At 65.2% G+C, this 23,346-nt stretch carries 24 protein-coding genes and 2 riboswitches; of the genes, 15 read left to right on the plus strand and 9 right to left on the minus strand.

Annotated elements, in window-relative coordinates:
* Window positions 1-73 precede the first annotated feature (73 nt).
* Complete coding sequence (locus tag IE166_RS04070; protein WP_189501841.1) at window positions 74-2,050, plus strand: bifunctional 2',3'-cyclic-nucleotide 2'-phosphodiesterase/3'-nucleotidase; 1,977 nt, start codon at window positions 74-76, stop codon at window positions 2,048-2,050.
* A gap of 64 nt (window positions 2,051-2,114) precedes the next feature.
* Here IE166_RS04070 and IE166_RS04075 read toward each other — a convergent pair whose 3' ends face one another.
* From IE166_RS04075 to cobD, 3 genes are all read right to left on the minus strand, one after another.
* Window positions 2,115-2,534, minus strand: coding sequence for a pyridoxamine 5'-phosphate oxidase family protein (locus IE166_RS04075; protein ID WP_189501843.1), 420 nt, complete (start codon window positions 2,532-2,534; stop codon window positions 2,115-2,117).
* 74 nt (window positions 2,535-2,608) lie between these two features.
* A complete protein-coding gene (locus tag IE166_RS04080; RefSeq protein ID WP_189501844.1) occupies window positions 2,609-3,112 on the minus strand; it encodes a tyrosine phosphatase family protein in 504 nt (167 codons plus the stop codon).
* Complete coding sequence (gene cobD / locus IE166_RS04085) at window positions 3,109-4,137, minus strand: threonine-phosphate decarboxylase CobD (RefSeq protein WP_189501846.1); 1,029 nt, start codon at window positions 4,135-4,137, stop codon at window positions 3,109-3,111. Before cobD ends, IE166_RS04080 begins: the two co-directional genes overlap by 4 nt.
* Here cobD and cbiB point away from each other — a divergent pair.
* A complete protein-coding gene (gene cbiB, locus IE166_RS04090; protein WP_189501848.1) occupies window positions 4,136-5,107 on the plus strand; it encodes an adenosylcobinamide-phosphate synthase CbiB in 972 nt (323 codons plus the stop codon). The two genes, cobD and cbiB, sit on opposite strands and share 2 nt — an antisense overlap.
* On the opposite strand, the gene IE166_RS04095 is transcribed toward cbiB, so the two are convergent.
* From IE166_RS04095 to IE166_RS04115, 5 genes are read right to left on the minus strand one after another with little or no spacing between them, the layout of a single operon-like run.
* Window positions 5,091-6,554: a cobyric acid synthase gene (locus tag IE166_RS04095; protein ID WP_189501850.1), complete on the minus strand. Its 1,464-nt coding sequence runs from the start codon at window positions 6,552-6,554 to the stop codon at window positions 5,091-5,093. The two genes, cbiB and IE166_RS04095, sit on opposite strands and share 17 nt — an antisense overlap.
* 4 nt (window positions 6,555-6,558) lie before the next feature.
* Window positions 6,559-7,173 carry a cob(I)yrinic acid a,c-diamide adenosyltransferase gene (cobO, locus tag IE166_RS04100; RefSeq protein ID WP_189501852.1) on the minus strand — a complete coding sequence of 205 codons (615 nt, stop codon included), beginning with the start codon at window positions 7,171-7,173 and terminating at the stop codon, window positions 6,559-6,561.
* Window positions 7,174-7,698 (minus strand): bifunctional adenosylcobinamide kinase/adenosylcobinamide-phosphate guanylyltransferase, encoded by a 525-nt coding sequence (cobU, locus tag IE166_RS04105; protein ID WP_244641316.1) that lies wholly within the window; start codon window positions 7,696-7,698, stop codon window positions 7,174-7,176.
* Window positions 7,691-8,446 carry a CbtA family protein gene (locus IE166_RS04110; protein ID WP_189501853.1) on the minus strand — a complete coding sequence of 252 codons (756 nt, stop codon included), beginning with the start codon at window positions 8,444-8,446 and terminating at the stop codon, window positions 7,691-7,693. The genes cobU and IE166_RS04110 overlap by 8 nt, the downstream gene beginning before the upstream one ends.
* 15 nt (window positions 8,447-8,461) lie before the next feature.
* Entirely contained in the window at window positions 8,462-8,650 is a 189-nt protein-coding gene (locus IE166_RS04115) for a CbtB domain-containing protein (RefSeq protein ID WP_189501855.1), read from the minus strand.
* Window positions 8,651-8,683: 33 nt separating this feature from the next.
* Window positions 8,684-8,872, minus strand: a riboswitch (cobalamin riboswitch).
* Window positions 8,873-8,966: 94 nt separating this feature from the next.
* Window positions 8,967-9,169, plus strand: a riboswitch (cobalamin riboswitch).
* A gap of 40 nt (window positions 9,170-9,209) precedes the next feature.
* On the opposite strand from IE166_RS04115, the gene IE166_RS04120 reads away from it, so the two are divergent.
* The 7 genes from IE166_RS04120 to IE166_RS04150 are packed head-to-tail and all read left to right on the plus strand — an operon-like array spanning window position 9,210 to window position 17,340.
* Window positions 9,210-9,632 carry a DUF1636 family protein gene (locus IE166_RS04120; RefSeq protein ID WP_244641317.1) on the plus strand — a complete coding sequence of 141 codons (423 nt, stop codon included), beginning with the start codon at window positions 9,210-9,212 and terminating at the stop codon, window positions 9,630-9,632.
* A complete protein-coding gene (gene cobW / locus IE166_RS04125) occupies window positions 9,629-10,666 on the plus strand; it encodes a cobalamin biosynthesis protein CobW (protein ID WP_189501860.1) in 1,038 nt (345 codons plus the stop codon). Before IE166_RS04120 ends, cobW begins: the two co-directional genes overlap by 4 nt.
* A 12-nt stretch (window positions 10,667-10,678) precedes the next feature.
* A complete protein-coding gene (cobN, locus tag IE166_RS04130; RefSeq protein WP_189501862.1) occupies window positions 10,679-13,969 on the plus strand; it encodes a cobaltochelatase subunit CobN in 3,291 nt (1,096 codons plus the stop codon).
* Entirely contained in the window at window positions 13,966-15,180 is a 1,215-nt protein-coding gene (gene cobG / locus IE166_RS04135; RefSeq protein WP_189501864.1) for a precorrin-3B synthase, read from the plus strand. The genes cobN and cobG overlap by 4 nt, the downstream gene beginning before the upstream one ends.
* Window positions 15,177-15,806, plus strand: coding sequence for a precorrin-8X methylmutase (locus IE166_RS04140; protein ID WP_189501865.1), 630 nt, complete (start codon window positions 15,177-15,179; stop codon window positions 15,804-15,806). The genes cobG and IE166_RS04140 overlap by 4 nt, the downstream gene beginning before the upstream one ends.
* Window positions 15,803-16,582: a precorrin-2 C(20)-methyltransferase gene (locus tag IE166_RS04145; protein ID WP_189501867.1), complete on the plus strand. Its 780-nt coding sequence runs from the start codon at window positions 15,803-15,805 to the stop codon at window positions 16,580-16,582. The genes IE166_RS04140 and IE166_RS04145 overlap by 4 nt, the downstream gene beginning before the upstream one ends.
* A complete protein-coding gene (locus IE166_RS04150; RefSeq protein WP_189501869.1) occupies window positions 16,579-17,340 on the plus strand; it encodes a precorrin-3B C(17)-methyltransferase in 762 nt (253 codons plus the stop codon). The genes IE166_RS04145 and IE166_RS04150 overlap by 4 nt, the downstream gene beginning before the upstream one ends.
* On the opposite strand, the gene IE166_RS04155 is transcribed toward IE166_RS04150, so the two are convergent.
* Window positions 17,307-18,071 (minus strand): cobalt-precorrin-6A reductase, encoded by a 765-nt coding sequence (locus tag IE166_RS04155; RefSeq protein ID WP_189501871.1) that lies wholly within the window; start codon window positions 18,069-18,071, stop codon window positions 17,307-17,309. The genes IE166_RS04150 and IE166_RS04155 overlap by 34 nt on opposite strands.
* On the opposite strand from IE166_RS04155, the gene cbiE reads away from it, so the two are divergent.
* From cbiE to cobS, 6 genes are read left to right on the plus strand one after another with little or no spacing between them, the layout of a single operon-like run.
* The gene (cbiE, locus tag IE166_RS04160) at window positions 18,070-19,311 is read left to right on the plus strand and encodes a precorrin-6y C5,15-methyltransferase (decarboxylating) subunit CbiE (RefSeq protein WP_189501873.1); all 1,242 of its coding nucleotides are present in this window, start codon (window positions 18,070-18,072) and stop codon (window positions 19,309-19,311) included. The genes IE166_RS04155 and cbiE overlap by 2 nt on opposite strands.
* Window positions 19,308-19,691 carry a cobalamin biosynthesis protein gene (locus IE166_RS04165; protein ID WP_189501875.1) on the plus strand — a complete coding sequence of 128 codons (384 nt, stop codon included), beginning with the start codon at window positions 19,308-19,310 and terminating at the stop codon, window positions 19,689-19,691. Before cbiE ends, IE166_RS04165 begins: the two co-directional genes overlap by 4 nt.
* The gene (gene cobM, locus IE166_RS04170) at window positions 19,691-20,455 is read left to right on the plus strand and encodes a precorrin-4 C(11)-methyltransferase (protein ID WP_189501877.1); all 765 of its coding nucleotides are present in this window, start codon (window positions 19,691-19,693) and stop codon (window positions 20,453-20,455) included. Before IE166_RS04165 ends, cobM begins: the two co-directional genes overlap by 1 nt.
* The gene (cobA, locus tag IE166_RS04175) at window positions 20,452-21,255 is read left to right on the plus strand and encodes a uroporphyrinogen-III C-methyltransferase (RefSeq protein ID WP_189501878.1); all 804 of its coding nucleotides are present in this window, start codon (window positions 20,452-20,454) and stop codon (window positions 21,253-21,255) included. Before cobM ends, cobA begins: the two co-directional genes overlap by 4 nt.
* Window positions 21,252-22,565 carry a cobyrinate a,c-diamide synthase gene (locus IE166_RS04180; RefSeq protein ID WP_189501880.1) on the plus strand — a complete coding sequence of 438 codons (1,314 nt, stop codon included), beginning with the start codon at window positions 21,252-21,254 and terminating at the stop codon, window positions 22,563-22,565. Before cobA ends, IE166_RS04180 begins: the two co-directional genes overlap by 4 nt.
* Window positions 22,562-23,338 (plus strand): adenosylcobinamide-GDP ribazoletransferase, encoded by a 777-nt coding sequence (gene cobS / locus IE166_RS04185; protein ID WP_244641318.1) that lies wholly within the window; start codon window positions 22,562-22,564, stop codon window positions 23,336-23,338. Before IE166_RS04180 ends, cobS begins: the two co-directional genes overlap by 4 nt.
* Window positions 23,339-23,346 lie beyond the last annotated feature (8 nt).

Below are 23,346 nucleotides of genomic sequence, written 5' to 3' on the forward strand. Positions count from 1 at the left end.
TGGATGCTGGACATGATGTGCTTGGCAGCGCAACACTCCGCCTAAGACTCGTTTGCAGATCAGGAGCAGTTTCATGAACACGCAACTCGCCATGTCCCGCCGCGGCTTTCTGGCCGGCACGGCGGTGACGGCCGGTCTCATCGCGCTGCATCCATTTTCCGCCCGCGCTCAGGCCAACCAGGCACACTTGCGCATCATGGAAACCACCGACATCCACGTGAACGTGCTGCCTTACGACTATTATGCCGACAAGCCGAACGACACGATGGGCCTGTCGCGCACGGCATCGCTGATCAAGGCGGTTCGTGACGAAGCCACCAATTCCATGCTGGTCGACAATGGCGACTTCATCCAGGGCAGCCCGATGGGCGACTACATCGCCTATGAGCGCGGCATGAAGAAGGGCGACGTTCACCCGGTCATCAAGGCGATGAACACGCTCGGCTATGACTGCTCGACGCTCGGCAATCACGAGTTCAACTACGGCCTGTCCTTCATGGACAAGGTGCTGGCAGGCGCGAACTATCCCTTCGTCTGCGCCAACCTCATCCGCGGCACGGAACTCGCCGCCAATCCGCGCGACGACAAGCTTTACCTCAAACCCTACCTGATCCTCGACAAGCAGATCAAAGACGGCTCGGGCGCCGAGCACCCGATCAAGATCGGCATCATCGGCTTCGTGCCGCCGCAGATCATGGTGTGGGACGCCAGGAACCTCAGCGGCAATGTCGCGACGCGCGACATCGTGCAGGCGGCGGAAGCCTGGGTGCCGCAGATGAAGGAAGAGGGCGCCGACGTCGTGATCGCGCTCTCGCATTCCGGCATCGACACCAAGAAGACCGACATGATGGAAAACGCCTCCTTCTTCCTGGCGGGCGTGGACGGCATCGACGCAATCTTCACCGGCCACCAGCACCTGGTCTTCCCAGGCCCGAAGGACTTCCAGGATCTGCAGGGCGTCGATCCTAAGAAGGGCACGCTGCAGGGCAAGCAGGCCGTGATGGGCGGCTTCTGGGGCTCGCATATGGGCCTGATCGACCTGCTGCTCGAGCGCGACGGCAGCAAATGGAAGGTTGTATCCGGCACGTCCGAAGCGCGACCGATCTCCGAGCGCAAGGGCCGCGACACTGTGGCAACCGTCAAGGACGAGCAGAAGGTAGTCGAGGCCGTCGATGCCGAGCACAAGGCCACGCTGGATTATGTCCGCCGCCCGGTCGGCAAGACCTCCGCGCCGCTCTACTCCTATTTCGCGCTGGTGGCCGACGATCCATCCGTGCAGATCGTGAGCCAGGCACAGACCTGGTACATCAAGGATCTCTTGAAGGAGACGCAGTGGAAGGACCTGCCGGTTCTGTCTGCCGCGGCACCCTTCAAGTCCGGCGGTCGCGGCGGCGCGGATTACTACACCGACGTTCCGGCGGGCGACATCGCGATCCGCAATGTGGCCGACCTCTACCTATATCCCAACACCGTGCGCGCGCTGGAAGTCACCGGCGCGCAGGTTAAGGAATGGCTGGAAATGTCGGCAGGCATCTTCCGGCAGGTCGAGCCTGGTAAGGCCGATCAGCCGCTGATCAACACGGAATTCCCGGCCTACAATTTCGACGTCATCGACGGCGTAACCTACAGAATAGACCTTTCGCAGCCGCCGAAATATGGCGTCAAAGGCGAGGTGCTGAATGCCCAGTCCAACCGCATCAAGGACCTGATGTTCGACAACAAGCCGATCGATCCGGCCGCCAAGTTCGTCGTCGTGTCCAACAACTACCGCGCGGGCGGCGGTGGCAACTTCCCGGAGATCAACGAGTCCAAGGTGATCTTCGAAGCCCCGGACACCAACCGCGACGTGATCGTGCGCTACATTGTCGACCAAGGCACGATCAACCCGTCTGCCGACGCCAACTGGTCCTTTGCATCCCTGCCGAACACCAGCGTTCTGTTTGAAACCGGACCGAAGGCGCGAGCCTTCATCGGCGATGTGAAGGCGGTCAAGATCGAGCCGGCCGGCGAGGGTGAGGGCGGCTTCGCAAAGTACCGCATTGCGCTCTAAGCAACAAAAAAGGGCCGGATCAATCCGGCCCTTTTTTGCATCCATCAAACGCAGGACGTCCTGATTAGAAGTCCGTGAATTCCCCGGCTTCTTCGCCCTTCCACCATTTCAGACGATCGGCCTCAACCTTGATCATCACGATGTTCGGTGTGTCGATGCCGTCTTCGAACCACTTGTCGAGGTCCGGGTTCCAATGGGCTTCGAACTCTTCCTTGTCGCGGATCAAGTCAGCATCGCCGGAAACAGCGACATAGAAGCCGTCATCGCCAGCAAAGCCCAGCGTTACGGCGGGCTCTTCCTCGATATCCGCGACCATGCGCGATTCTTCGTATGTGAAGTAATAGGAGTCGCCGTCGAAATCGACGTCACCATTGTTGCTCATGGGACGGCTTGCGAGGCTGCCGTCTTCGGTGACGGTGGTCAGCATCGCGATGTCGATGCCCTTCATTGCGGCGGCGATCTCTTCGAGCGTTTTCTCGGCCATGACCTGTCTCCTTGTTGGCCGCGTTCAACCGGCAGACACGATCTTGGTTCCGGCCAACCTCACACTTCCTGCCACTATCCCAACAAGGTGAAGGGTGTGCCCTCGAAAGCCTCCGCTCCGCGCCCGATCGAGCGGATCGCAGCCACCATCCGGCCTTGCCGCCCAAGCAGACCGTCGGCCAGCGCGACAATGCGCGGGTTTGGCGTCGCGGATGGCGAGCGCCAGCGCAGTTCCTGTGCCAGCGCCTCTTCACTGAGGTCCGGCCGAAGTGCAGCCGCAATGGCATAGGCCGCCGCCGTCGAACGGCTGATCCCGGCATAGCAATGGATCAGGATCGGATCGTCCGCTGAAACGCGTTCGGCAAACGCCAGGATCGCCGCCACCTGCTCGCGCGACGGCGCGACATAACCCTCGCGCTCCTCCGCTATGTCATGCATGGCAAGCTGAAGATAGTCGTCCGCTTCGATACCCTCTGGCCGTTCAAACGTTGCCCCGATCGACTGCAGCGCAATCATCCGCCGCGCCTTCGAAGCAGCCAGCGTTTCCGGCAGATGCGACAGCGGCGTAACGTGGATCATGCCTGCGCTCTGAATGCAGTCAGTGCCGCCTCAAGCCGGCTCAGCGCATCGTCATCCGCTGGCAAGCCGATCCGCAGCACGTCATCGGCAAAGCGGAAGGGCCGCACCAGAATGCCGTGCTCGCCAAGCAGTTGGTACAAGGCCGCCGCATGAGCCGACTGGACATAGCGGAACAGGCTTGTCCCGCCGACAATCTCCAAGCCGCGAGCGCTCAAGACGCGGTCAATTCGCGCCGCTTCTTCGCCAAGCCGTCGCCGCATGGCCTCTTTCCAAGCCTCGTCCGCCAACGCCTCTTTGGCAATATGCAGCGTCGGCCCAGAGACGGCCCAGGGTCCAAGCTGCGCATTCAGCCACTCCGCACGCCATCTCTCGGCTAGAACAAACCCCAACCGCACCCCCGCTAATCCGAAGAACTTGCCGAAGGAACGCAGCACCACCAAGCCGCCGTCACCGACATCACCGGCAACGCTTTCGCCTTCTGGACCAACCTCCATGAAGGCCTCGTCCACCACCAGCAGCCCGCCCTTGGCATGGAGATGTTTTGCGAGATCGAGCAGTTTCGCGCGCGGTACCACGCGCCCCGTCGGGTTGTTTGGGTTTACGATGACGGCCAGAACGGCGTCATAAAGATCGTCAATCGCGCCGGTTTCGGTGACCTGATGCCCCACCAAAGCGGCGGCACGCGCATGTTCCGCGTAAGTCGGCGACAGCACGGCCGCGCGACCGAGCTCAACCAGCCGCATCACCAATGGCAGCAGGATCTGCGTGCCCGGTCCGCAGGCGATGCAGCTCGGATTGGCCACGCCGTAAGTGCTAGCCGCAAGCCTCGCCAACTCTGCCGTTTCCGCTGGCTCCGGCAGACGCGAGAAGGCGGTGGCGGGCAGGGGCGAAAACGGATAGGCGTGCGGATTGATCCCCGTCGACAAGTCGATCCACGGCTTGGGAGCCTCTGGAAACCGCGCTTCAGCGCGCGCCAGGCTGCCGCCATGGTCCGGCACCTCAGACACGTCAGCCTGGTTGCGCATGTTCGTCCTGCTCGCTCTTCTCGCTCTGATCCTCGAACTCGCGTTGGGCTATCCCCACCGCCTGTTCGCCGGCATCGGCCACCCCGTGACCTGGATCGGCGCTCTGATCTCGCGTCTGGAACGCACGCTTAACCGACCCGACTTCCGCGACGCAACTCGGAAAGCCAGCGGCGGGCTGACGCTGATCGTTCTGATCGCAGCCGCTGGCGGGATCGGCTTCGCCATCCAGACGGTGCTCGGCGATGGCTGGGCGCTGATCGTCACCGCGCTCATCGCCAGCGCGCTTCCCGCCCAACGCAGCCTCGCCACCCACGTCCAGGCTGTTGCCCAGGCGCTTGAAGCCGAAGGCCTGACCGACGGTCGCCGCGCCGTGTCCATGATCGTTGGTCGCGATCCCGAACAGCTTGACGAACCCGCCGTCTGCCGCGCGGCAATCGAAAGCCTCGCGGAAAACTTCTCCGACGGCATCGTCGCGCCAGCCTTCTGGCTGGCCGTTGGCGGGCTGGCCGGCGGTGCGGCCTACAAGGCGGTCAACACGGCGGATTCCATGATCGGCCACAAGAACGCGCGCTATCAGCAGTTCGGCTGGGCGTCCGCCCGCTTCGACGACCTGATCAACCTGCCGGCTTCGCGCCTGACCGCGCTTCTGGTCATCGCCGCCGCCGCGATCCTGCCCAGCTGCTCCGCTGCGGGCGCCTGGAAGGCGGTGCGGCGCGATGCGGGCAAGCACCGTTCGCCGAATGCCGGCTGGCCGGAAGCCGCCTTCGCCGGTGCGCTCTGCCTTGCGCTGAACGGTCCGCGCTCCTATGGCGGCGTCCAGGTCCACGACGCCTTCATGGGCGAGGGCGGTCGCCGCGATGCAACCGCCGCCGATATCCGCCGCGCGCTTCGCCTTTACTGGACCGCCGACCTGTTGATGGTAGCTTTGGCCGGCGTGACCGCGCTGGCGCTCTTCACCGTGCATGGCTGAGCATCGCATTCAAATCAAGGAAGCGCTCGCAATGCGCGGCCAGCCCGTCCAGCACGTGGTCGACGCCTGCATCGTAGTCGGCCAGCTGCGACGTGCCGCCGAGCTTCGCCAACCAAGCCGCTCGCTGCGCATCGTCGGCAAAGAAGCCATGCACATAGGTGCCTGACACCAGCCCGTCCGCTGACACCGCGCCATCCAAACGCCCGTCGCTCAGCTGCGCAAACGGCTTTTTCGTGCCCGGCCCGCCCGTGCGCCCCACATGCATTTCATAGCCCCGGAACGCGTCGCCATCGCCCGTCGTGCCGGTCACCGGATGCAGCGCCTTGTCCGACGTCAGCACCGTGTCGACGTCCAACAGCCCTAGCGCCTCTACCGCGCCGGCCGGCCCCTCGATGCCATTCGGATCGCTGATCGTCTTCCCCAGCATCTGGAACCCGCCGCATAGACCCAGCACATGCCCGCCGCGTCTTACATGCGCTTGCAGATCAATGCCGAAGCCTGCGTCCTTCAACACATGCAAGTCGGCAATCGTCGCCTTGGACCCCGGCAGCAGAACAAGGTCTGCATCGCCGGGCAGGGCTGTTCCTGGCCACACGCGAACGAGCTCCACATCAGGTTCGGCGTCCAGCGGATCGAGATCGTCGAAGTTGGAGATCGAAGGCAGGATCGGCACCGCGATCCGCACCTTGCCTGACCCTTCCTTACGCGCAGCCTTGGCGGTCAGCGCCAAGGCGTCTTCGGCAGGCAGCCGCCGCGCATCCTCGAAATGCGGCAGCAGTCCGAAAGCGCGCCAGCCCGTCTGCTCCGCAATCGTCACCATGCCCGCATCGAACAAGGAGGGATCGCCACGAAACCGGTTAACCAGAAAGCCGCAGATCATCGCGGCATCTTCGGGCTCGATGACATGCTTGGTCCCAACCAGGCTCGCGATCACCCCGCCGCGATCGATGTCGCCGATCAGCACCACGGGCACGTCACCCGCACGCGCAAAGCCCATATTGGCGATGTCGTTAGCGCGCAGATTGACTTCGGACGCGCTGCCGGCACCTTCCACCAGCACCAGGTTGGCCTCCGCCTTCAAGCGCCCAAAACTCTCCAGAACCCGAGGCATCAGCCCTGCCTTCATGCTCTGATAGGCCCGGGCATCGGCATTGCCGATCACCTTGCCCTGCACCACCACTTGCGCGCCAACCTGGCTTTGCGGCTTAAGCAGGATCGGGTTCATGTGCACGGTCAGCGGCGTGCGGCAGGCCAGCGCCTGCAGCGCCTGCGCCCGGCCGATCTCGCCGCCATCGTCAGTCACCGCAGCATTGTTCGACATGTTCTGCGGCTTGAACGGCCGAACGGTCAGCCCGCGATTAACAAAGGCGCGGCAAAGGCCAGCCACCACCAGCGACTTGCCGACATCCGAGCCGGTGCCCTGGAACATGAGAGCGCGCGCAGTCATCGCGCTAGAACTCGATGCCCTGCTGCGCCTTCACGCCAGCCTTGAAGTGGTGCTTCGTGGCCGTCATTTCCGTCACCAGATCCGCGGCGTCCACCAGCGCCGGCTTGGCGTTGCGGCCGGTGACCACGACATGCAGGTCCGGCCGCCGCGCGCTGAGTGTCGCCACGACCTTCTCGAGATTGAGATATTCGTAGCGCAGCGCGATGTTGAGTTCATCGAGGATCACCAGCCCGATCATCGGATCAGCCAGCAACTCCTCCGCCTTGGCCCAGGCCCGCTCCGCCGCCGCGATATCGCGCTGCAGATCCTGCGTTTCCCAAGTAAAACCCTCGCCCATCGTGTGCCACACGACCTGATCGCCGAAGCGCTTGAAGGCATCCATTTCGCCCGTATGCCAGGCGCCTTTCACGAACTGCACGACACCGACGCGCTTGTTATACCCCAGCATACGCAAGGCCAGCCCGAAGGCGGCCGTCGTCTTGCCCTTGCCGGGACCGGTGTTGACGATCAGCAGGCCCTTCTCGACCGTTTTTTCGGCCACTTCGGCATCCTGGACCTGCTTGCGCTTCTCCATTTTGGCCTTATGGCGGGCGGCTTCTTCAGCGTCGATTTCAGTCATTCACTTCACTTTCATCGGCAGGCCGGCCACGGTGAACAGAACCTCGTCGGCCAGCGCCGCGATCTTCTGGTTGAGCCGCCCCTGTTCGTCTCGGAACCGCCGCGCCAGCGCATTTTCCGGCACGATGCTCAGGCCCACTTCGTTGGACACGACATACCAGGGGCCGGTCGGAGCGGACAACACGGAACACAGCTCGCCCGCTGCTGCATCAACATCACGCTCCGCCAGCATGATGTTGGTCAGCCAAAGCGTCAGGCAATCGAGCAGCATTGGCGTGTCCGCCGGCAAAGCACGCAACGTTTCAGCCAGATCGAACGGCGCATCCAGCGTTCGCCAGCCTTGCTCGCGCCGATCCCGATGATGCGCGATCCGCTCGCGCATCTCGTCGTCAAAGGGTTGCGCCGTGGCGATATAGGTCCAGGGCGCGGGCAAGGTGGTAATAAGCCGCTCGGCATGCAGGCTCTTGCCAGAGCGTGCGCCGCCGAGCAGAAAGGTCAGCCGGCCCAGTGTGGTCGGTTCAGGCAAGCCGCGGCCGCGCTGTCACGGCATCGTCCACGACGCGGTTGCGCAGCAGCGCGGTCATCACGCCGAGTACGGCCCAGAACACCAGGTTGGTGACGGTGACGGCCACCACGAACTGATGATGTAGACCTTCCGGTATCGGCGACTCATGGCTTTCCGGCTGCGGTGCGCCGATCAGATGCGGCACGACCAGCAGCGCGATGCCGCCAATCGCCAGCCACGATGCGCGGCCAAAGACCACCAGCGCCAAACCAGCCGCCGTTGCGAGCACCGTGCCCGTCCACCAGATCTGCCGCGGCAGGAGTTCGGCGGCCGGCATGGCCGGTAGTTCCGGCGGAAGGCCGAGACCGGGCGCAAGGGTGAACACGGCAAAACCGGCGAAGCCCCAAAGCAGGCCTTGGCGCAGGGTGGTTATGCCGCCAGCAAATTCCGAGGCGACCACGAGAAGCAGCGCAAAGCCGATGCCGGTCACGATGTTGGCGAGTGCAGTAAAGGCCGTGCGCTCGAAGCCGTCAGCCGGCGCCCAGCCGTCCTCATCATGTTCATGCGCGGGAACGGCAGGCGCCTCGCTGCTGACGGGTGCGGTCGCATCCGCCGCACCATGCTCATGCGCTTCGGGCGCTGCATTCTCGAAGGTCTCCGCCTGCAAGATCAGCGGCACGGTCGACGTGACCTGAAGCGCGGTCATAACGAGGCCGGCGCATAGCCCGGCCAGCGCCGCGAGAAACACGACGTTACGAAAAAGGGTCATGAGATCGTCCCTGGGTTAGTGGCAGGGAAAAGCCATGGAATGCCGGTAATCGTGTCCGGCGTTGTGCACGGCTTCGATATGCGAGAAGCCGACGAAGCCGATCACGAGGAGGCCGAGCAGCGCGGCCATCATCAAGGGCAGCGTCTGAGCCTGAGTATGGGTCTCAACCGAAGCGCCGGCAGGCGCGAGTGTCGAAGTCGTCATGATCATCCTTCCGCCCTCCACCCGAGGGCACGTTACGAGTTCACGTCTACGGCAGGTTTCCTGGCTTGCGACTCCAGCGCTTCAACCGACCTTCCCGGAACTATCTCCAGTGGCACTCGGCAAAACTCGTCGCTTACAGTTGCGGGGGCAGCCGCGGCTTAGGACACCGTCCTCACCGCGTTCCCTTGATCCCTTGCGGGAACCGTCGACAAAGCCAGCATAGAGCTTTCACATTGTCGTGCAATCGGATTCGCGACACGCGCTGAACATCGTGCGTCGCGCGAAGTCGTCGCGTTGACAGCCGCTCGCGCCAAGCCGTACAAGCGTTGCCGACGGTCTGCCGGCCGCAAAGCCGGGAGCTAAGAGGGAATGCGGTGCGCGAAAGCCACTCCGCAGCTGTCCCCGCAACTGTGATCGGGTGAGCGATCCTTCCAAGAGCCACTGGGCCAGAAGCCTGGGAAGGCGGAAGAAGCGCGATGATCCGAGAGCCAGGAGACCTGCCGTCAGCGAACTGATCCTGAACATGTCCGGCGGGCGATCCGGGCGAGGAGTATGGAATTTGGCGGCAGACTCACCCGCAACCACGATCGTGCCTGATCCGGCTCCCGAACCGGCCGCGGTGACCGTTCTCGTGTGCCGCTCCTGCCGCTTGCGCGACATGCCGGCAGATGGGGTGCGTCCCGGCTCACGCCTGCTTGACGCCGTCACCGAAGCGGCAAAAGACACCGACATCACCGTGCAAGGCGTCGGCTGCCTCGGCAATTGCCGGCGCGGCATCAGCGTCGCCATGCTGCGCGACGGCGGCTGGAGCTACCTGTTCGGCGAGCTTGACGAGGAAAGCGCGGGTGACATCATCGCTGGTGCGGAACTCTTCGCGACGTCATCGGACCCGTTCATGCCGTTTCGCGCCCGTCCCGAAGCCTTGAAGCGCGGTTTGATCGCGCGCATCCCGACATTCGACCATTTGAAGGACCTGCCATGAGCGTCTCAGCCGACCGCACTCCCTGCACCGTCGTCACCGGCTTTCTCGGAGCGGGCAAGACGACGCTGCTGCGCTCCATGCTGGAAAAGTCCGGCGACAAACGCATCGCCATCATCGTCAACGAGTTCGGCGATGTCGGCATCGATGGCGAGATCCTGAAAAGCTGCGGCGTCGAGAACTGTCCGGACGAAAACATCGTCGAACTGGCTAACGGCTGCATCTGCTGCACGGTGGCCGACGATTTCGCGCCAGCCCTCGACCAGATCCTGGCGTTGGAACCGAAGGTCGATCACATCCTGATTGAGACCTCCGGCCTCGCTTTGCCCAAGCCGCTGATCCAGGCCTTCCAGTGGCCGGCAATCAAGAACCGCGTCACCGTCGATGGCGTCGTGGCCGTGGTGGATGGCCCAGCACTCGCCGAAGGTCGGGTCGCGTCTGACATGGATGCCCTGCAGGCCCAGCGCGCAGCCGACGAGTCGCTCGATCATGACGATCCCGTGGAAGAAGTCTTCGACGACCAGATCGCCTGCGCCGACCTCATCGTGCTTTCGAAAAGTGATCTGCTCGACGCCGAAGCCGTGAGCCGTGCCGAAGCCCGCATCGCCGGCCATCTGCCGCGTGCGGTGAAAATCGTGCCGTCCGCCCATGGCCAGATCGATCCGGCTGTATTCCTCGGCCTTGGCCTTGCGGTGGAAGACGACATCGAAAACCGCAAGACGGGCCATGACGGCGCCTTCGATCACGAGCATGACGACTTCGATACCTTCATCGTCGAACTGCCCGCGATCAACGATCCCGACGCGCTCGCTGAAAAGGTCGCCAAGGCTGCTGAAACCGAGAACGTCCTGCGTCTCAAGGGCTTCGCAGACGTGTCCGGCAAGCCGATGCGCCTTCTCGTGCAGGCCGTCGGCCCTCGCGTCGCGCATTATTATGACCGCCCGTGGAAGGCCGACGAAACGCGCGGCACGCGGTTGGTCGTGATCGGTCTGAAGGGGCTCGATCGTCAGGCCATCGAGAAAATCCTCGCCGCGTAGTACACTGCCGTCATGCACATCCTCGCAACCACGACAGCTTCGCTGGATGACCTGATCGAGCCTGTCGATCTCGGCCAGCAGCCTGCGGACATGGTTGCGCTGTCCTTCTCCGACAGCGACCTTGCGAGCCTTGATCGTGCGGCTAAGGCGGACAGAACCCTGCCGGATCTCCGCCTTGCGGCCCTGCGCGATCTGCGCCACCCCATGTCCGTCGATCTCTGGGTCGAGCGCATCGCGAGCCAAGCCAAGGTCATCGTCGTGCGCGTGCTCGGCGGCTACGATTGGTGGCGCTATGGTTGTGATCGCCTGAGTGAAACCGCGCGCCGGCACGGCGTGAAGCTGGCGCTTCTGCCCGGCGAATGCCGTGTCGAGGATGAGCGCCTCGCCCACCTATCCACTATGGAGCCCGCAGAGCGGCAGGCGCTGCTCGTCTGTTTCCGCGAAGGCGGACCGGAGAACATGCGCCGCGTGGTCGAGCGTATGGCGATGCTGGCGGGCCAGGAGCGCGCGGTGGAAGAAGCCGAACCGCTTCCGCGCGCCGGCTACTATCGGCCGGACGAGGCGGGCGCCGGCTCACCCGTGCTGATCCTGTTCTATCGCTCCATGCTGCTCGCCGATGATGTCGCGCCGATCGAAGCGCTTGCCGACGAACTCACCGCGCGCCGCCTCAAGCCCGTGCCGATCTACGTGTCCAGCCTGCGCGACGCACAGGTCGAGGCCTTCCTGCGCGAAGCCGTCGCCCAGCATCGCCCAGCCGCCATCCTGACTGCCACCGCTTTCGCCAGTGGCGCCGAGCCCGGTGCGGAAACCCTGTTCGACACGTTCGGCCTGCCGGTCTTCCAGATCGTCACCGCTACGACCCGCCGTGAAGCCTGGGAAAGCGGCCAGCGCGGCCTCGCGCCGGCCGATCTCGCCATGCATGTCGTGCTGCCCGAACTCGACGGCCGCATTCTCGCGGGCGCCATCTCCTTCAAGGAGCCCGGTCTGCTGCCAGGTTCGGCGCAGATCAACCGCCCGGAACCCGACCGCGTCGCCCACGTTGCCCGACGGATCGCCAACTTCCTGCGCCTGGCGCAAACCCCGCCGACTGAGCGCAAGATCACCATCCTCCTGCCGGATTATCCCGGGGCTGCTGGCCGCACCGGCTATGCCGTTGGCCTTGATGTTCCGGCAAGCGTGCTCGCCATGCTCGCCGATCTCCGTGCCGCCGGCTACACGGTCGCGGACATTCCCGAGCTTCCCCGCGAGCTCATGCAGCATCTTCAAAGCTCGCGCGAATATATTGATGTTACGGCATATAAGAGCCTTCTTAAAGAGCTAGCTGAAGTCGCTCAAACTCAGCTGAGCGCCACCTGGGGCGAACCCGAAGCGGACGCCGACGAGGACCGGTTCGCCTTCCGTGCGCTGCGCTTCGGCAATGTCACCGTGGCGCTTGCGCCCGATCGCGGCCGCTCCGCCGATCGCCGCGCCGACTATCACGATCCCGCTCTTCCACCGCGCCACTCGCTCGTCGCCTTCGGCTTCTGGATGCGCGAGATCGTCGGCAGTCACGCGATCATCCATGTCGGCGCACATGGCACGCTGGAATGGCTGCCGGGCAAGACCGCTGCGCTGTCGCAGAACTGCTTCCCCGAAATCGTCACCGGCGCGCTTCCGGTGATCTATCCGTTCATCGTCTCCAACCCCGGCGAAGCCGCGCAGGCCAAGCGCCGCATCGCGGCCGTCACGATCGGCCATCTCACGCCGCCTCTGGAAGGCGCAGGCTTGTCGCCCGGGCAGCAGGAACTCGAGCGCCTCGTCGACGAATACAGCCAGGCCGACGGCCTCGATCGCCGACGCCGCGACCGGCTCGCCAAGCTCATCGTAGAAACCGCGCAGAAAACCGGGCTGGCGGGCGAGGCGGGTGTTGATGCCGCCGACGATCCCGACGCCGCACTGGTCCGCATCGATGCCTGGCTCTGCGACCTCAAGGATTTCGCGGTCAAGGACGGCCTGCACATTTTCGGCCGTGCCGAGGGTGACGATCCCACGCGTATCCAATGCGCGGAAGCCGAACGCACCGCATTGCTCGCCGCTCTCGACGGCCGCCACATCCGCCCCGGTCCCGCCGGCGCACCTGCGCGCGGACGTACCGACGTCCTGCCCACCGGCCGCAACCTCTTCACCTCCGACCCGCGCACTCTGCCGACGCCCACCGCCTTCGCGCTCGGCGAAAAGGCGTCAGCCGAAGTCCTGCGCTCTTATATGCAGGAGCACGGCGACTGGCCCCGCGCGCTCGTTATCGACCTGTGGGGTAGCGCATCCCTGCGCACCGGCGGAGAAGAGATCGCCCAGGGTCTGGCGCTGATGGGCTGCCGGCCGCAATGGGATCCCGCTACCGGCCGCGTCACTGGCATCGAGGTTCTGCCGCCGGCTCAGCTCGGCCGGCCGCGCGTGGATGTCACCTGGCGCATTTCCGGCCTGTTCCGAGATATGTTTGCGACCCAAATCGCCCTGATCGATGCCGCCGTCGCCGCCGTTGCCGCGCGAGATGAAGCGGAAGGAGACAATCCGCTCGCCACCGCCAAGCGCTCCGGCCAGGCAACCGCCCGCATCTTTGGCTCCGCGCCCGGCACCTACGGATCCGGCGTGGAAGATAAGCTCGCATCCGGCGATTGGGACGACCGCGCCGAGCTCGGCCGCGCTTACCTTGACGGCGCCTCGCACGCCTTTGGCGGCCATGACGGCGAGGGCCGTCACGACGGGAGCTTCGCCGACCGTCTGGTGGAAGCCGATCTCCTCGTCCACAATGCCGACGATCCCGGCCGCGACATCCTGGAAGGTTCGGCTGATGTCGCCTTCATCGGCGGTTTCGCGGCAGCGGTCAAGGTGCTCGGCGGCAAGGCCGATCTCATCGTGCTCGACACCACCAAGGCCGAGACGCCGAAAGCCCGTTCGCTCGCCCAGACCATCAACCGCACGGTCCGCGCCCGCGCCCTCAATCCGCGTTTTATCGCCGGCCAGCTGCGCCACGGTCCGCGCGGCGCATCCGAATTCGCCGAAACCGTCGACCGCTTGGTCGGCTTTGCCGAAACCACCGACGCCGTGCCCGGCGCGCTGATCGGCGACCTGCACACGGCCTACCTCGAAGACGAAACCGTGCGCGCCTTCCTCTTACGCGAAAACCCCGCCGCCGCCCGCTTCATCGCCGAACGCTTTGCCTCGGCCCGCCGCCGCGGCCTGTGGCACCCCCTACGCAACTCCACCGATGACGATCTCGCCGCCCTGATCGCCGAAGCCGAAATTGGGGAGGTGGCAGCATGACGACCACCATCATCCCACACCGCCAGCGCGGAGAATGTCCGTCCTTGTCCAAGCCGATGCCGACCGGTGACGGTCTGCTCGCGCGCATCAACCCGATAAACGGCGCGATCTCGCCAGTCGCTCTCGCAGGCGTTGCGGAAGCCGCAAAGCGCTGCGGCAACGGCCTGCTCGAAGTCACCCTGCGCGGCAGCCTGCAAATCCGCGGCCTGCGCGACGAAACCGTCGCCGACATGAACGCCGCCGTCGAAGCGCTCGGCCTCGCCATCCGCACTGGCCTTCCGCTCGACATCGCACCGCTCGCCGGCCTTTGCGCAGAAGAGCGTGCCGACCCTCGACCGCTTGCCGAGGCCATCAAGAGCCAGGCGACCAGCTTTGCCGCCCAGTTCGGACCCAAAGTCTCCGTTGTCGTTGATGGCGGCGGCCCTTCCATGCTCCACGGCGTCAAAGCCGATATCCGCTTGACCGCGCTCAATGCCGACACCTGGCAGGTCGCCATTGCCGGCGATGCTCAGACGGCGCGCTTCGTCGGCGTCTATGATGCCGACTTGGCGGTTCAATCCGCCATCGCTCTGCTCCGCACGATCGCCGAAGGTGGCCGCAAGACGCGCGGCCGCGATCTCTTGCCGACCTTCGAGACAGTGCAGCCACCAGCCCAGCCTCGAGAGGCGGAACCGGACCGTTTCCATCCTAGTGATATTCTGCCGCTGACCGATGGCCGCTCCGCAGCGGTGATCGCTTTGCCATTCGGCACCGTCACCGCCGAGACCCTGATCGCCCTCTGCGCCGATCTGCAGACCCTCGGCATCGGCGAACTTCGCCTGTCACCCGAACGCATGCTGATCATGCTGTGCCCGGACCACCCTGCGGCGGAAGCAGCGCTCTATCGATCCACGGCGTTCGACGTCATCACCAAGCCTGACGATCCCCGTTTGCGAATCGTCGCGTGTGCCGGAGCCCCGGCTTGCGCCTCCGCGCATCTGAATACTCACGCCTTAGCGGCCGAACTCGCTGCCAAATCGGCGATTGGGCAGGATCTGCCATTTCTTCTGCATCTTTCGGGCTGCGAAAAGGAGTGTTCGAAGCCATCAGGCACGTTCATTTCTGTGATCGGCATGCCCGGCTCTCGCAAGATCGTCGCGAACGGGATAGTGCTCCCGCCCGATTTCAGCGACAGGCTGATGACGCAAACACCCATGCAGCGGGCTTCATGACCACGGACTACATCAAATCAGGCGATGCGATTTACGAGAAAAGCTTCGCCATCATCCGCGCCGAAGCCGATCTCTCCCGCTTCTCCGAAGCCGAAGCCGACGTTGCCGTCCGCATGATCCATGCCTGCGGCGTCGTTGAGGCCGCCCAGTTTTTCGAGTTCTCGCCAAGCTTCGTCGCGGACGCCCGTGCTGCCCTCCAAGCCGGCGCGCCCATCCTCTGCGACGCCGAAATGGTCGCCCAAGGCGTCACCCGCGCCCGCCTGCCTGCCACCAATCCCGTGATCTGCACGCTGCGCGATCCGCGTACGCCGGAACTTGCCAAGGAAATCGGCAACACCCGCTCCGCCGCCGCGCTCGAACTCTGGCGCCCGCAACTGGAAGGCGCCGTCGTCGCCATCGGCAACGCGCCGACAGCCCTGTTCTACCTCCTCGACATGATTGCCGCCGGCGCCCCGCGACCCGCAGCCATCATCGGTATGCCAGTCGGTTTCGTCGGCGCCATGGAATCGAAGGACGCACTGGCCGAAAGCAAGCTTGGCATACCCTTCGCCGTGGTGCGCGGCCGCATGGGTGGCAGCGCCATGACCGCCGCTGCCGTGAACGCCCTTGCGAGGCCCGGCCTATGAGCGCAACCCTCGGCAAACTGATCGGCCTCGGCACTGGCCCGGGAAATCCCGAACTCCTGACGCTGAAGGCCGCGCGCTATCTCGCCGAGGCCGATGTGGTGGCGTATTTCGCCAAGCGTGGAGCCAAGGGCAACGCTCGCACCATCGTCGACACGCATATCCGCCCGGGGGTTATCGAACTGCCGATGATCTATCCCGTGACCACCGAGATCCACAAGGATCACACGGATTACATCAACCCCATCAATAACTTCTACGAAGATATTGCTAGACAAGTTGAGGATCATCTTCGTGCCGGCCACACGGTTGTCGTGCTGTCGGAAGGCGATCCGCTGTTCTACGGCTCCTACATGCACCTGCATGTCCGGCTAGCCCATCGCTTCCCAACCGAAGTCGTGCCGGGCGTAACCGCCATGTCGGGCTGCTGGTCCGCGACCGGCGTTCCGATCGTGCAGGGCGACGACATCCTGAGCATTCTGCCCGGCACCTTGTCCGAGGACGTCCTTGCGCGCCGCCTGATGGACACGGATGCCGCCGTCATTATGAAGGTCGGCCGCAACCTGCCGAAGATCCGCCGCGCGCTAGCCGCTGCCGGCAAGCTCGAGCGCGCGATCTATGTCGAGCGCGGCACCATGGCCAACATGGCGATCACGCCGCTCGCCGACAAAGCCGACGACGTCGCGCCCTATTTCTCCATCGTGCTGGTGCCGGGTTGGGCTGCCAAGCCCGGCGAGAATTTGGCTGCCGCCTTGCAGATGGCCGAGGGTCTTGCATGAGTGGGCATCTCACAGTCATCGGCACCGGTCCCGGCAATCCTGATCAGATGACGCCGCAAGCGCGCGCAGCGATCGAAGCCGCCAGCGATTTCTTCGGCTACAAGCCCTATCTCGACCGCCTCCAGGTGCGACCCGACCAGACCCTGCACGCCTCCGACAACCGCGAGGAACTCGACCGCGCGAGGGCCGCGCTCGAACTCGCCGTGTCGGGGCGGCATGTGGCCGTCGTGTCCGGCGGCGATGCCGGCGTTTTCGCCATGGCGGCCGCCATGTGCGAGGCTATCGAACATGGACCGGCGGAATGGCGAGACCTCGACTTCTCCGTTGTGCCGGGCGTCACCGCCATGCTCGCCGTCGCCGCCCGCGTTGGCGCGCCGCTTGGCCACGACTTCTGCACGATGTCGCTGTCCGACAATCTCAAGCCCTGGGACCTCATTGAAAGCCGGCTTCTTGCCGCCGCATCCGCCGGCTTCGTGATCGCGCTTTACAACCCGATCTCCAAGGCGCGCCCGCTGCAACTCGGCCGTGCCTTCGAGATCCTGCGCACCGTTCTGCCTGAAAACGTGCCGGTCGTGTTCGGTCGCGCCGCCGGTCGCCCCGACGAGCGCATCCGCATCGTTCCGCTCAGCGAAGCCGATCCCGGCATGGCCGACATGGCGACCTGCATCCTCATCGGCTCGCCCGAAACCCGCCTGATCGAGCGGCCCGGCCGCGAGCCGCTGGTTTATGCGCCGCGCTCGGTAAAGGCCGCGACATGAGCGTCGATCCAGTCCTCGACGGCCGCGATGCTTCCGACGGTCTGCGCGCCGGATGGGCGAGGGCGTTTGACCATGATGACCGGCAGATGGAGGCGGCGCGCAGCGAGGATCTTGCCGTAAGTCGCATTCCCGCCGCTGTTCTTGCTGACGACGATCTCAACCCCATGCTTGCGCATCAACGCTTCCTCGGCTTCGGCATCGAACGGTCCGCGGTCGAGAATGACGGTCGAGTTCGGCAAGGTGACAGCGGCCGGATCAACACTGCGCACCACATAACGATGCTGCGGATGGTCAGCGAAGGGCGCAAGTTCCTGGCGACCGATGGTCAGAAACACCGTGCGAGGCTCGTCGCCCAAGGCCATAGCTGCCGCGGCAACGTCATCCACCTCGATCCACTGGTAGCTCTCGGCCTTCTCCCAAGCCGGCCGATCAAGCACGATCAACGGCGTGTCAGTCGCTTGCGCGACTACGAAGACGTTGGCGCTTATTCGCGCGGCGAAGGGATGCGTTGCGTCCACCAGCAGGTCGACGTGATCAGCGCGAACATACTCGGCCAACCCGTCCACGCCGCCGAAGCCACCCACGCGCGTCCTAACCGCCTGTGGCAGCGGCATCTTCGTGCGGCCCGCCAGCGACAGCGTTATGCGCAGGTCGTCGCGCGCGCTCAGGCGCTCCGCCAGTTGCCGCGCATCGCCGGTGCCGCCAAGGATCAAAAGGTGTGGTTTGCCCATGCCGCTGCATAATCCGCTTGGGCTCACCGCAACAGATGCCAAATGGCTTTCGGTCGTCGGCATCGGTGAAGATGGCATCGATGGCTTGTCGCCGCGCGCACGGCAACTAGTGCAGGGCGCCGCCATCGTCATGGGCGGCCGTCGTCATCTCGCGCTCGCCGCCGAGCTGATCCAGGGCCAAGCACGCGCCTGGCCGGAGCCCTTCGACCCATCCATGCAAGACCTCGTTGCCCTGCAAGGAAGCAAGGTCTGTGTTCTAGCCTCCGGTGATCCGTTCCAGTTCGGCGTGGGCGCCACGATCGCGCGGGTGATCGATGCCGAAGAGATCGAGGTGATGCCCGCACCCTCCGCATTCAGTCTCGCCGCATCCCGGCTGGGCTGGGCCTTGCAGGATATCGAAACACTTTCGCTGCATGGGCGGCCCGTCAATCTCGTTCGCCCCTTACTGCATCCCGGCCGTCGGATTCTTGCTTTGACGTCGGACGGAAGCGGGCCAGCGACCATCGCCGCGCTGTTAAAGGACAGCGGATTTGGCACCTCACGCTTGCATGTTCTTGAAGCGCTCGGTGGTCCGCAGGAGCGTGTGACCTCCTGGACCGCAGGCGAGTCCTTGCCCGCCTTCAACCCGCTCAACGTCCTCGCCATCGAAGTCGTCGCGAAAAATGACGCCCGCATCCTGCCGCTCGGCTTCGGCTTAGCCGACGACCTGTTCGAGCATGACGGCCAGATCACCAAACGCGCCATCCGCGCTGCAACGCTGTCGGCGCTCGCGCCGCGCCGCGGCGAACTCCTATGGGATGTCGGCGCCGGATCCGGTTCGATCGCCATCGAGTGGATGTTGGCGCACCCCTCCTTGCGCGCCATTGCCGTGGAACATGAGCCCGAACGCGCCGCCCGCATCCGCCGCAACGCTGCTCACTTCGGCGTGCCGGGCTTGACGCTGGTGGAGGGTCGCGCCCCGGATGCGCTCGCAGACCTGCCGCAGCCTGACGCGATCTTTGTCGGCGGCGGCGGTTCGGACGCTGGCACGATGGACGCCGTAATCGCCGCGCTCAAGCCCGGCGGCCGCCTCGTCGCCAACAGTGTCACGCTTGAAATGGAAGCGGTGTTGCTCGCGCTGCACGCCCAGCACGGCGGCGAACTCACGCAATTCGCCGTGACACGGGCATCCGCGATCGGCTCCATGAGCGGCTGGCGCCCGGCCATGCCGGTCGTGCAATGGTCATGGGTGAAGCCATGATGGTCGCTGGCCTCGGCTGCACGAAAGATACTCGCGCCATGGTCGTGCTCGCCGTGCTCGATACGGCCTTGGAAGCGCATGGCCTAACGCGTGATGGCCTCGCTTTGCTGTCGACTGTGCCGGGCAAAAGCGACGAACCCGGCCTGATCGAAGCGGCCGAAATCCTCGGCATTCCCTTGGCCGTGCCGAGTGATGCTCAACTGAAAGCAGCGGACGCCGGGGGTCTGACCCGTAGCGATGCCTCGCTGGCCGCAACCGGCCTCGGCTCGGCCAGCGAAGCCGCTGCCTTGGCAAGCTGCGGCGCCGATGCGCGCCTGCTTGGGCCACGCTTGGTACAAGACGGCGTGACCTGCGCGCTCGCTGTCCGCGGAGTGGATTGATGACTGTGCATTTCATCGGCGCCGGACCTGGCGCGCCGGACCTCATCACGGTGCGTGGCCGCGATCTTATTGCGCGCTGCCCGGTCTGCCTCTACGCCGGTTCGATCGTGCCGAAAGCGCTTCTCGAATACTGCCCCACTGACGCCCGCATCGTCGACACCGCACCCATGTCGCTCGACGAGATCGAGGCAGAATATGCCAGCACTCACGCCGACGGCCATGATGTCGCCCGCCTTCATTCCGGCGATCTCTCCGTCTGGAGCGCGGTCGCCGAACAGATCCGCCGCCTCACAAAGCTCGGCATCGACTACACGCTGACCCCCGGCGTCCCATCCTTCGCCGCTGCTGCTGCTGCCCTTAAGCGCGAGCTGACCATCCCGGAGGTCGCGCAAAGCCTTGTGCTGACCCGCGTATCCGGCCGCGCCTCGGCCATGCCCGCCAGTGAAAACCTCGCTGCTTTCGGCGCGACCGGCGCAACGCTTGCGATCCACCTCGCCATCCACGCGCTCGACCGCGTCGTCGCCGACCTCACGCCGCTCTATGGCGCAGATTGCCCCGTTGCCATCGTGGTGCGCGCGACTTGGCCGGAAGAGCGCATCCTGCGCGGCACCCTCAGCACGATCGAAGCCCAGGTCGCCGCCGATCCAATCGACCGCACGGCGCTGATCTTCGTCGGCCCCGGCTTGGGCGCAGAAGATTTTCGCGAAAGCTCGCTCTACGATCCCGCCTATCAGCGCCGCTTCCGGGGGCGCGACAGCCTATGAGCCTAGTCGAAACCCTCGCGCGGCTTGATGTGCAGGTGCCGTCCTTCGAGCCCGGCCATGTCTGGCTGGCAGGCGCCGGCCCCGGCCATCTGGCCGGCCTGACGCTGGAAGTCGTGGCCGCCATCGGCCAAGCCGATGCCATCGTTTATGACGCGCTGGTGGATGCCGCCGTTCTCAAAGCCGCGCCGCAAGCCGAAAGGCATTATGTCGGCAAACGCGCCGGCCAGCCTTCCGCTAGCCAAAGCTTCATCAATGAGTTGATCGTGAGGTTGGCGCGGGAGAACAAGCGCGTGCTCCGGCTCAAGGGTGGCGATCCCAACGTGTTCGGGCGCGGCGGCGAGGAAGCCTCGGCGCTCAGCGCGGTGGGCGTTCCTTTCCGCTTCTTGCCGGGCGTCACATCCGCCTTCGCCGCGCTCGCTGCCGCTGGAATGCCGGCCACGCTGCGCGGCGTGAACAAGGCGATCATCCTCGCCACAGGTCACGGCATTGACGATCAGGATCATCTCGACTGGGCCTCGCTTACCCGCACCGGTCAGCCCATCGTGGTTTACATGGGCATGAGCAATCTGCCGATCATCGTTGCGGGCCTGCGCGACGGCGGGCTTGCGGATACCACGCCGGTTGCCGTCATTCAGGGGGCGACCACTGTCAAGGAACGTCTGCTGGTCTCCGAACTCGCCCAAGTGGATGCCGATGTGCGCGCCGCCGGCATCGTGCCGCCGGCGTTGATTGTGGTGGGCGAGATCGTGCGCCATCGCCATGCGCTGGGCTCGCTCATGCGCGAGGTGATCCTGCCATGAGCGCGCGCGGTTTGATCATCGGCGCGCCGCGCTCCGGCTCGGGAAAAACCAGCGTCACCATCGGCCTGATGCGGGCGCTGGCACGACGCGGCCATACGGTTCGCGGCGGCAAGTCCGGCCCTGACTATATCGATCCCGGCTTCCACCACGCCGCCACAGGCCAGCCCGGCGTCAATCTCGATAGCTGGGCCATGATGCCCGATCTGCTCGACCATCTTATCAGCGACCAGGCGCAAGCCTCTGATTTTCTGGTTGTTGAAAGCGCGATGGGCCTGTTTGACGGCATTCGCTCCGAACCCGGACGCTCCGGCGCTGCCGCCGAACTCGCGCGGCGTTACAGCCTGCCGACGCTGCTGGTCCTCGACATCTCTGGCCAGTCCGTCACGTCCGCGGCGGTCGCCCATGGCTTCGCGACCTTCGATCCTCAGGTGCGGATCGGTGGTGTCGTCCTCAATCAGGTCGCAAGCGCCCGGCACGAGGATCAGGCCCGCGCGGCCATCGAAGCGCGCGGCATTCTGGTCGTGGGCGCAGTCTATCGCAACCCGGACATGGCCCTGCCGGAACGCCATCTCGGCCTCGTTCAAGCCAGCGAGCACGAGGCGCTGGAGGCCTTTATCGAACGTCTCGCCGACACGATGGAGAAGAGCCTCGACCTTGAGGCGGTGATCCGGCTGGCCCAGCCGGTCAGCGCCGGCGCCGGCGCGATCACCCGCGCCTTGCCGCCGCCCGGCCAGCGCATCGCACTTGCCTCGGATGCGGCCTTCACCTTCGTTTATCCGCATGTGTCGCGTTTGTGGCGCGAGGCGGGCGCGGAGATCGTGCCGTTCTCGCCCCTGGCCGATCAAGCGCCGGACGAAAGCTGCGACACCTGCTGGCTTCCCGGCGGCTATCCCGAGCTCCATGCCGGTCGGCTCGCGGCATCGGAACACTTCAAGGCTGGCCTGCGCCGCTTTGCCGAAACGCGCGCCGTGCATGGCGAATGCGGTGGCTTCATGGTGTTGGGGCAGGCGTTGGAGGATGCCGACGGCGTCACGCACCACATGGCCGGCCTGCTTGGCCACGCGACCAGTTACGCCAAGCGTAAGCTCAATCTCGGCTACCGGCAGGCGGTGCTGCAAGCCGACTGCCCAGTCGGGCGCGCCGGCGACGCCGTGCGCGGTCATGAATTCCACTATTCCCGCGTGATCGATCCCGGCCATGACGAGCCGCTGGCACAGCTCGCCGACGGCATCGGCAACGCGCTCGGACTTTCCGGCGCACGGCGCGGCCACGTGTCCGGCACCTATTTCCACGCGATTGCGCGCGCATGAAGATGGGGTCGGGCAGGGATCGTGACTGGCTGGGCGAAATCTACGCCTGCCTCGGCTTCTTCACGCGCCTGCCGATGCCGGCCTACCGTCTGGCGCCCGATGGTTTTGGCCGCGCCCTGTGGGCCGCGCCGCTCGCCGGGCTTGTTCCCGCTCTTGCCGCGACACTTACCCTGACGGTCGGCCACGCCTTCGACCTGCCGCCGCTCGCTTCAGCCGGGCTGGCGCTCGTCGTGCTGCTCCTGATTACCGGCGCGCTGCATGAGGACGGCCTGTCGGACGTCGCGGACGGGTTCGGCGGCGGCTCCACGCGCGAGCGCAAGCTCGGGATCATGAAGGACAGCCGCATCGGCACCTACGGCGTTGCCGCGCTCGTGCTTTCGCTGCTGCTGCGCGCGAGCCTGATGGCCGCACTCGTACCCTATGGCTTCTGGATCATGCTCGGCGTGCTGATCGCCGCGCATTGTTCGTCACGAGCCTTGCTGCCTTACACCATGCACACGCTGCCGAACGCGCGCGCCAACGGCGTGTCCGCTGGCGTCGGCCTGGTGCCGAAGGAAAGCGCTACACTGGCGCTGCTAATCGGCGTCGTCGCGCTGGCGCCGCTCGGGTTCGGCCACGCCATCCTTGCCGCCGTCCTCCTCGCCGTGGTCATCATCACCCTGCACACATTGGCGCTGAAGCAGATCGGCGGCCAGACCGGCGATGTGCTTGGTGCGATCCAGCAGGCCGGCGAGGTCACCGTGCTGATTGTTGCCGTCGCCGCGCTCAACTAAAGATGCCC

This window comes from Tianweitania populi (assembly GCF_014652875.1).
In the GTDB taxonomy this organism is placed as follows: Bacteria; Pseudomonadota; Alphaproteobacteria; order Rhizobiales; family Rhizobiaceae; genus Tianweitania; species Tianweitania populi.

Excerpts from the sequence above, each read along its gene's own strand:
- IE166_RS04070 (WP_189501841.1), top strand. The coding sequence starts at position 74 with ATGAACACGCAACTCGCCATGTCCCGCCGCGGCTTTCTGGCCGGCACG.
- IE166_RS04115 (WP_189501855.1), bottom strand. The coding sequence starts at position 8,650 with ATGACGACTTCGACACTCGCGCCTGCCGGCGCTTCGGTTGAGACCCAT.
- IE166_RS04075 (WP_189501843.1), bottom strand. The coding sequence starts at position 2,534 with ATGGCCGAGAAAACGCTCGAAGAGATCGCCGCCGCAATGAAGGGCATC.
- cobO (WP_189501852.1), bottom strand. The coding sequence starts at position 7,173 with ATGACTGAAATCGACGCTGAAGAAGCCGCCCGCCATAAGGCCAAAATG.
- IE166_RS04110 (WP_189501853.1), bottom strand. The coding sequence starts at position 8,446 with ATGACCCTTTTTCGTAACGTCGTGTTTCTCGCGGCGCTGGCCGGGCTA.
- cbiE (WP_189501873.1), top strand. The coding sequence starts at position 18,070 with ATGCCGCTGCATAATCCGCTTGGGCTCACCGCAACAGATGCCAAATGG.
- IE166_RS04080 (WP_189501844.1), bottom strand. The coding sequence starts at position 3,112 with ATGATCCACGTTACGCCGCTGTCGCATCTGCCGGAAACGCTGGCTGCT.
- IE166_RS04150 (WP_189501869.1), top strand. The coding sequence starts at position 16,579 with ATGAGTGGGCATCTCACAGTCATCGGCACCGGTCCCGGCAATCCTGAT.
- cobW (WP_189501860.1), top strand. The coding sequence starts at position 9,629 with ATGAGCGTCTCAGCCGACCGCACTCCCTGCACCGTCGTCACCGGCTTT.
- IE166_RS04145 (WP_189501867.1), top strand. The coding sequence starts at position 15,803 with ATGAGCGCAACCCTCGGCAAACTGATCGGCCTCGGCACTGGCCCGGGA.
- IE166_RS04180 (WP_189501880.1), top strand. The coding sequence starts at position 21,252 with ATGAGCGCGCGCGGTTTGATCATCGGCGCGCCGCGCTCCGGCTCGGGA.
- cobN (WP_189501862.1), top strand. The coding sequence starts at position 10,679 with ATGCACATCCTCGCAACCACGACAGCTTCGCTGGATGACCTGATCGAG.
- IE166_RS04155 (WP_189501871.1), bottom strand. The coding sequence starts at position 18,071 with ATGGGCAAACCACACCTTTTGATCCTTGGCGGCACCGGCGATGCGCGG.
- IE166_RS04140 (WP_189501865.1), top strand. The coding sequence starts at position 15,177 with ATGACCACGGACTACATCAAATCAGGCGATGCGATTTACGAGAAAAGC.
- cobG (WP_189501864.1), top strand. The coding sequence starts at position 13,966 with ATGACGACCACCATCATCCCACACCGCCAGCGCGGAGAATGTCCGTCC.
- cobD (WP_189501846.1), bottom strand. The coding sequence starts at position 4,137 with ATGCGCAACCAGGCTGACGTGTCTGAGGTGCCGGACCATGGCGGCAGC.
- cbiB (WP_189501848.1), top strand. The coding sequence starts at position 4,136 with ATGTTCGTCCTGCTCGCTCTTCTCGCTCTGATCCTCGAACTCGCGTTG.
- cobA (WP_189501878.1), top strand. The coding sequence starts at position 20,452 with ATGAGCCTAGTCGAAACCCTCGCGCGGCTTGATGTGCAGGTGCCGTCC.
- cobS (WP_244641318.1), top strand. The coding sequence starts at position 22,562 with ATGAAGATGGGGTCGGGCAGGGATCGTGACTGGCTGGGCGAAATCTAC.
- IE166_RS04165 (WP_189501875.1), top strand. The coding sequence starts at position 19,308 with ATGATGGTCGCTGGCCTCGGCTGCACGAAAGATACTCGCGCCATGGTC.
- cobM (WP_189501877.1), top strand. The coding sequence starts at position 19,691 with ATGACTGTGCATTTCATCGGCGCCGGACCTGGCGCGCCGGACCTCATC.
- IE166_RS04095 (WP_189501850.1), bottom strand. The coding sequence starts at position 6,554 with ATGACTGCGCGCGCTCTCATGTTCCAGGGCACCGGCTCGGATGTCGGC.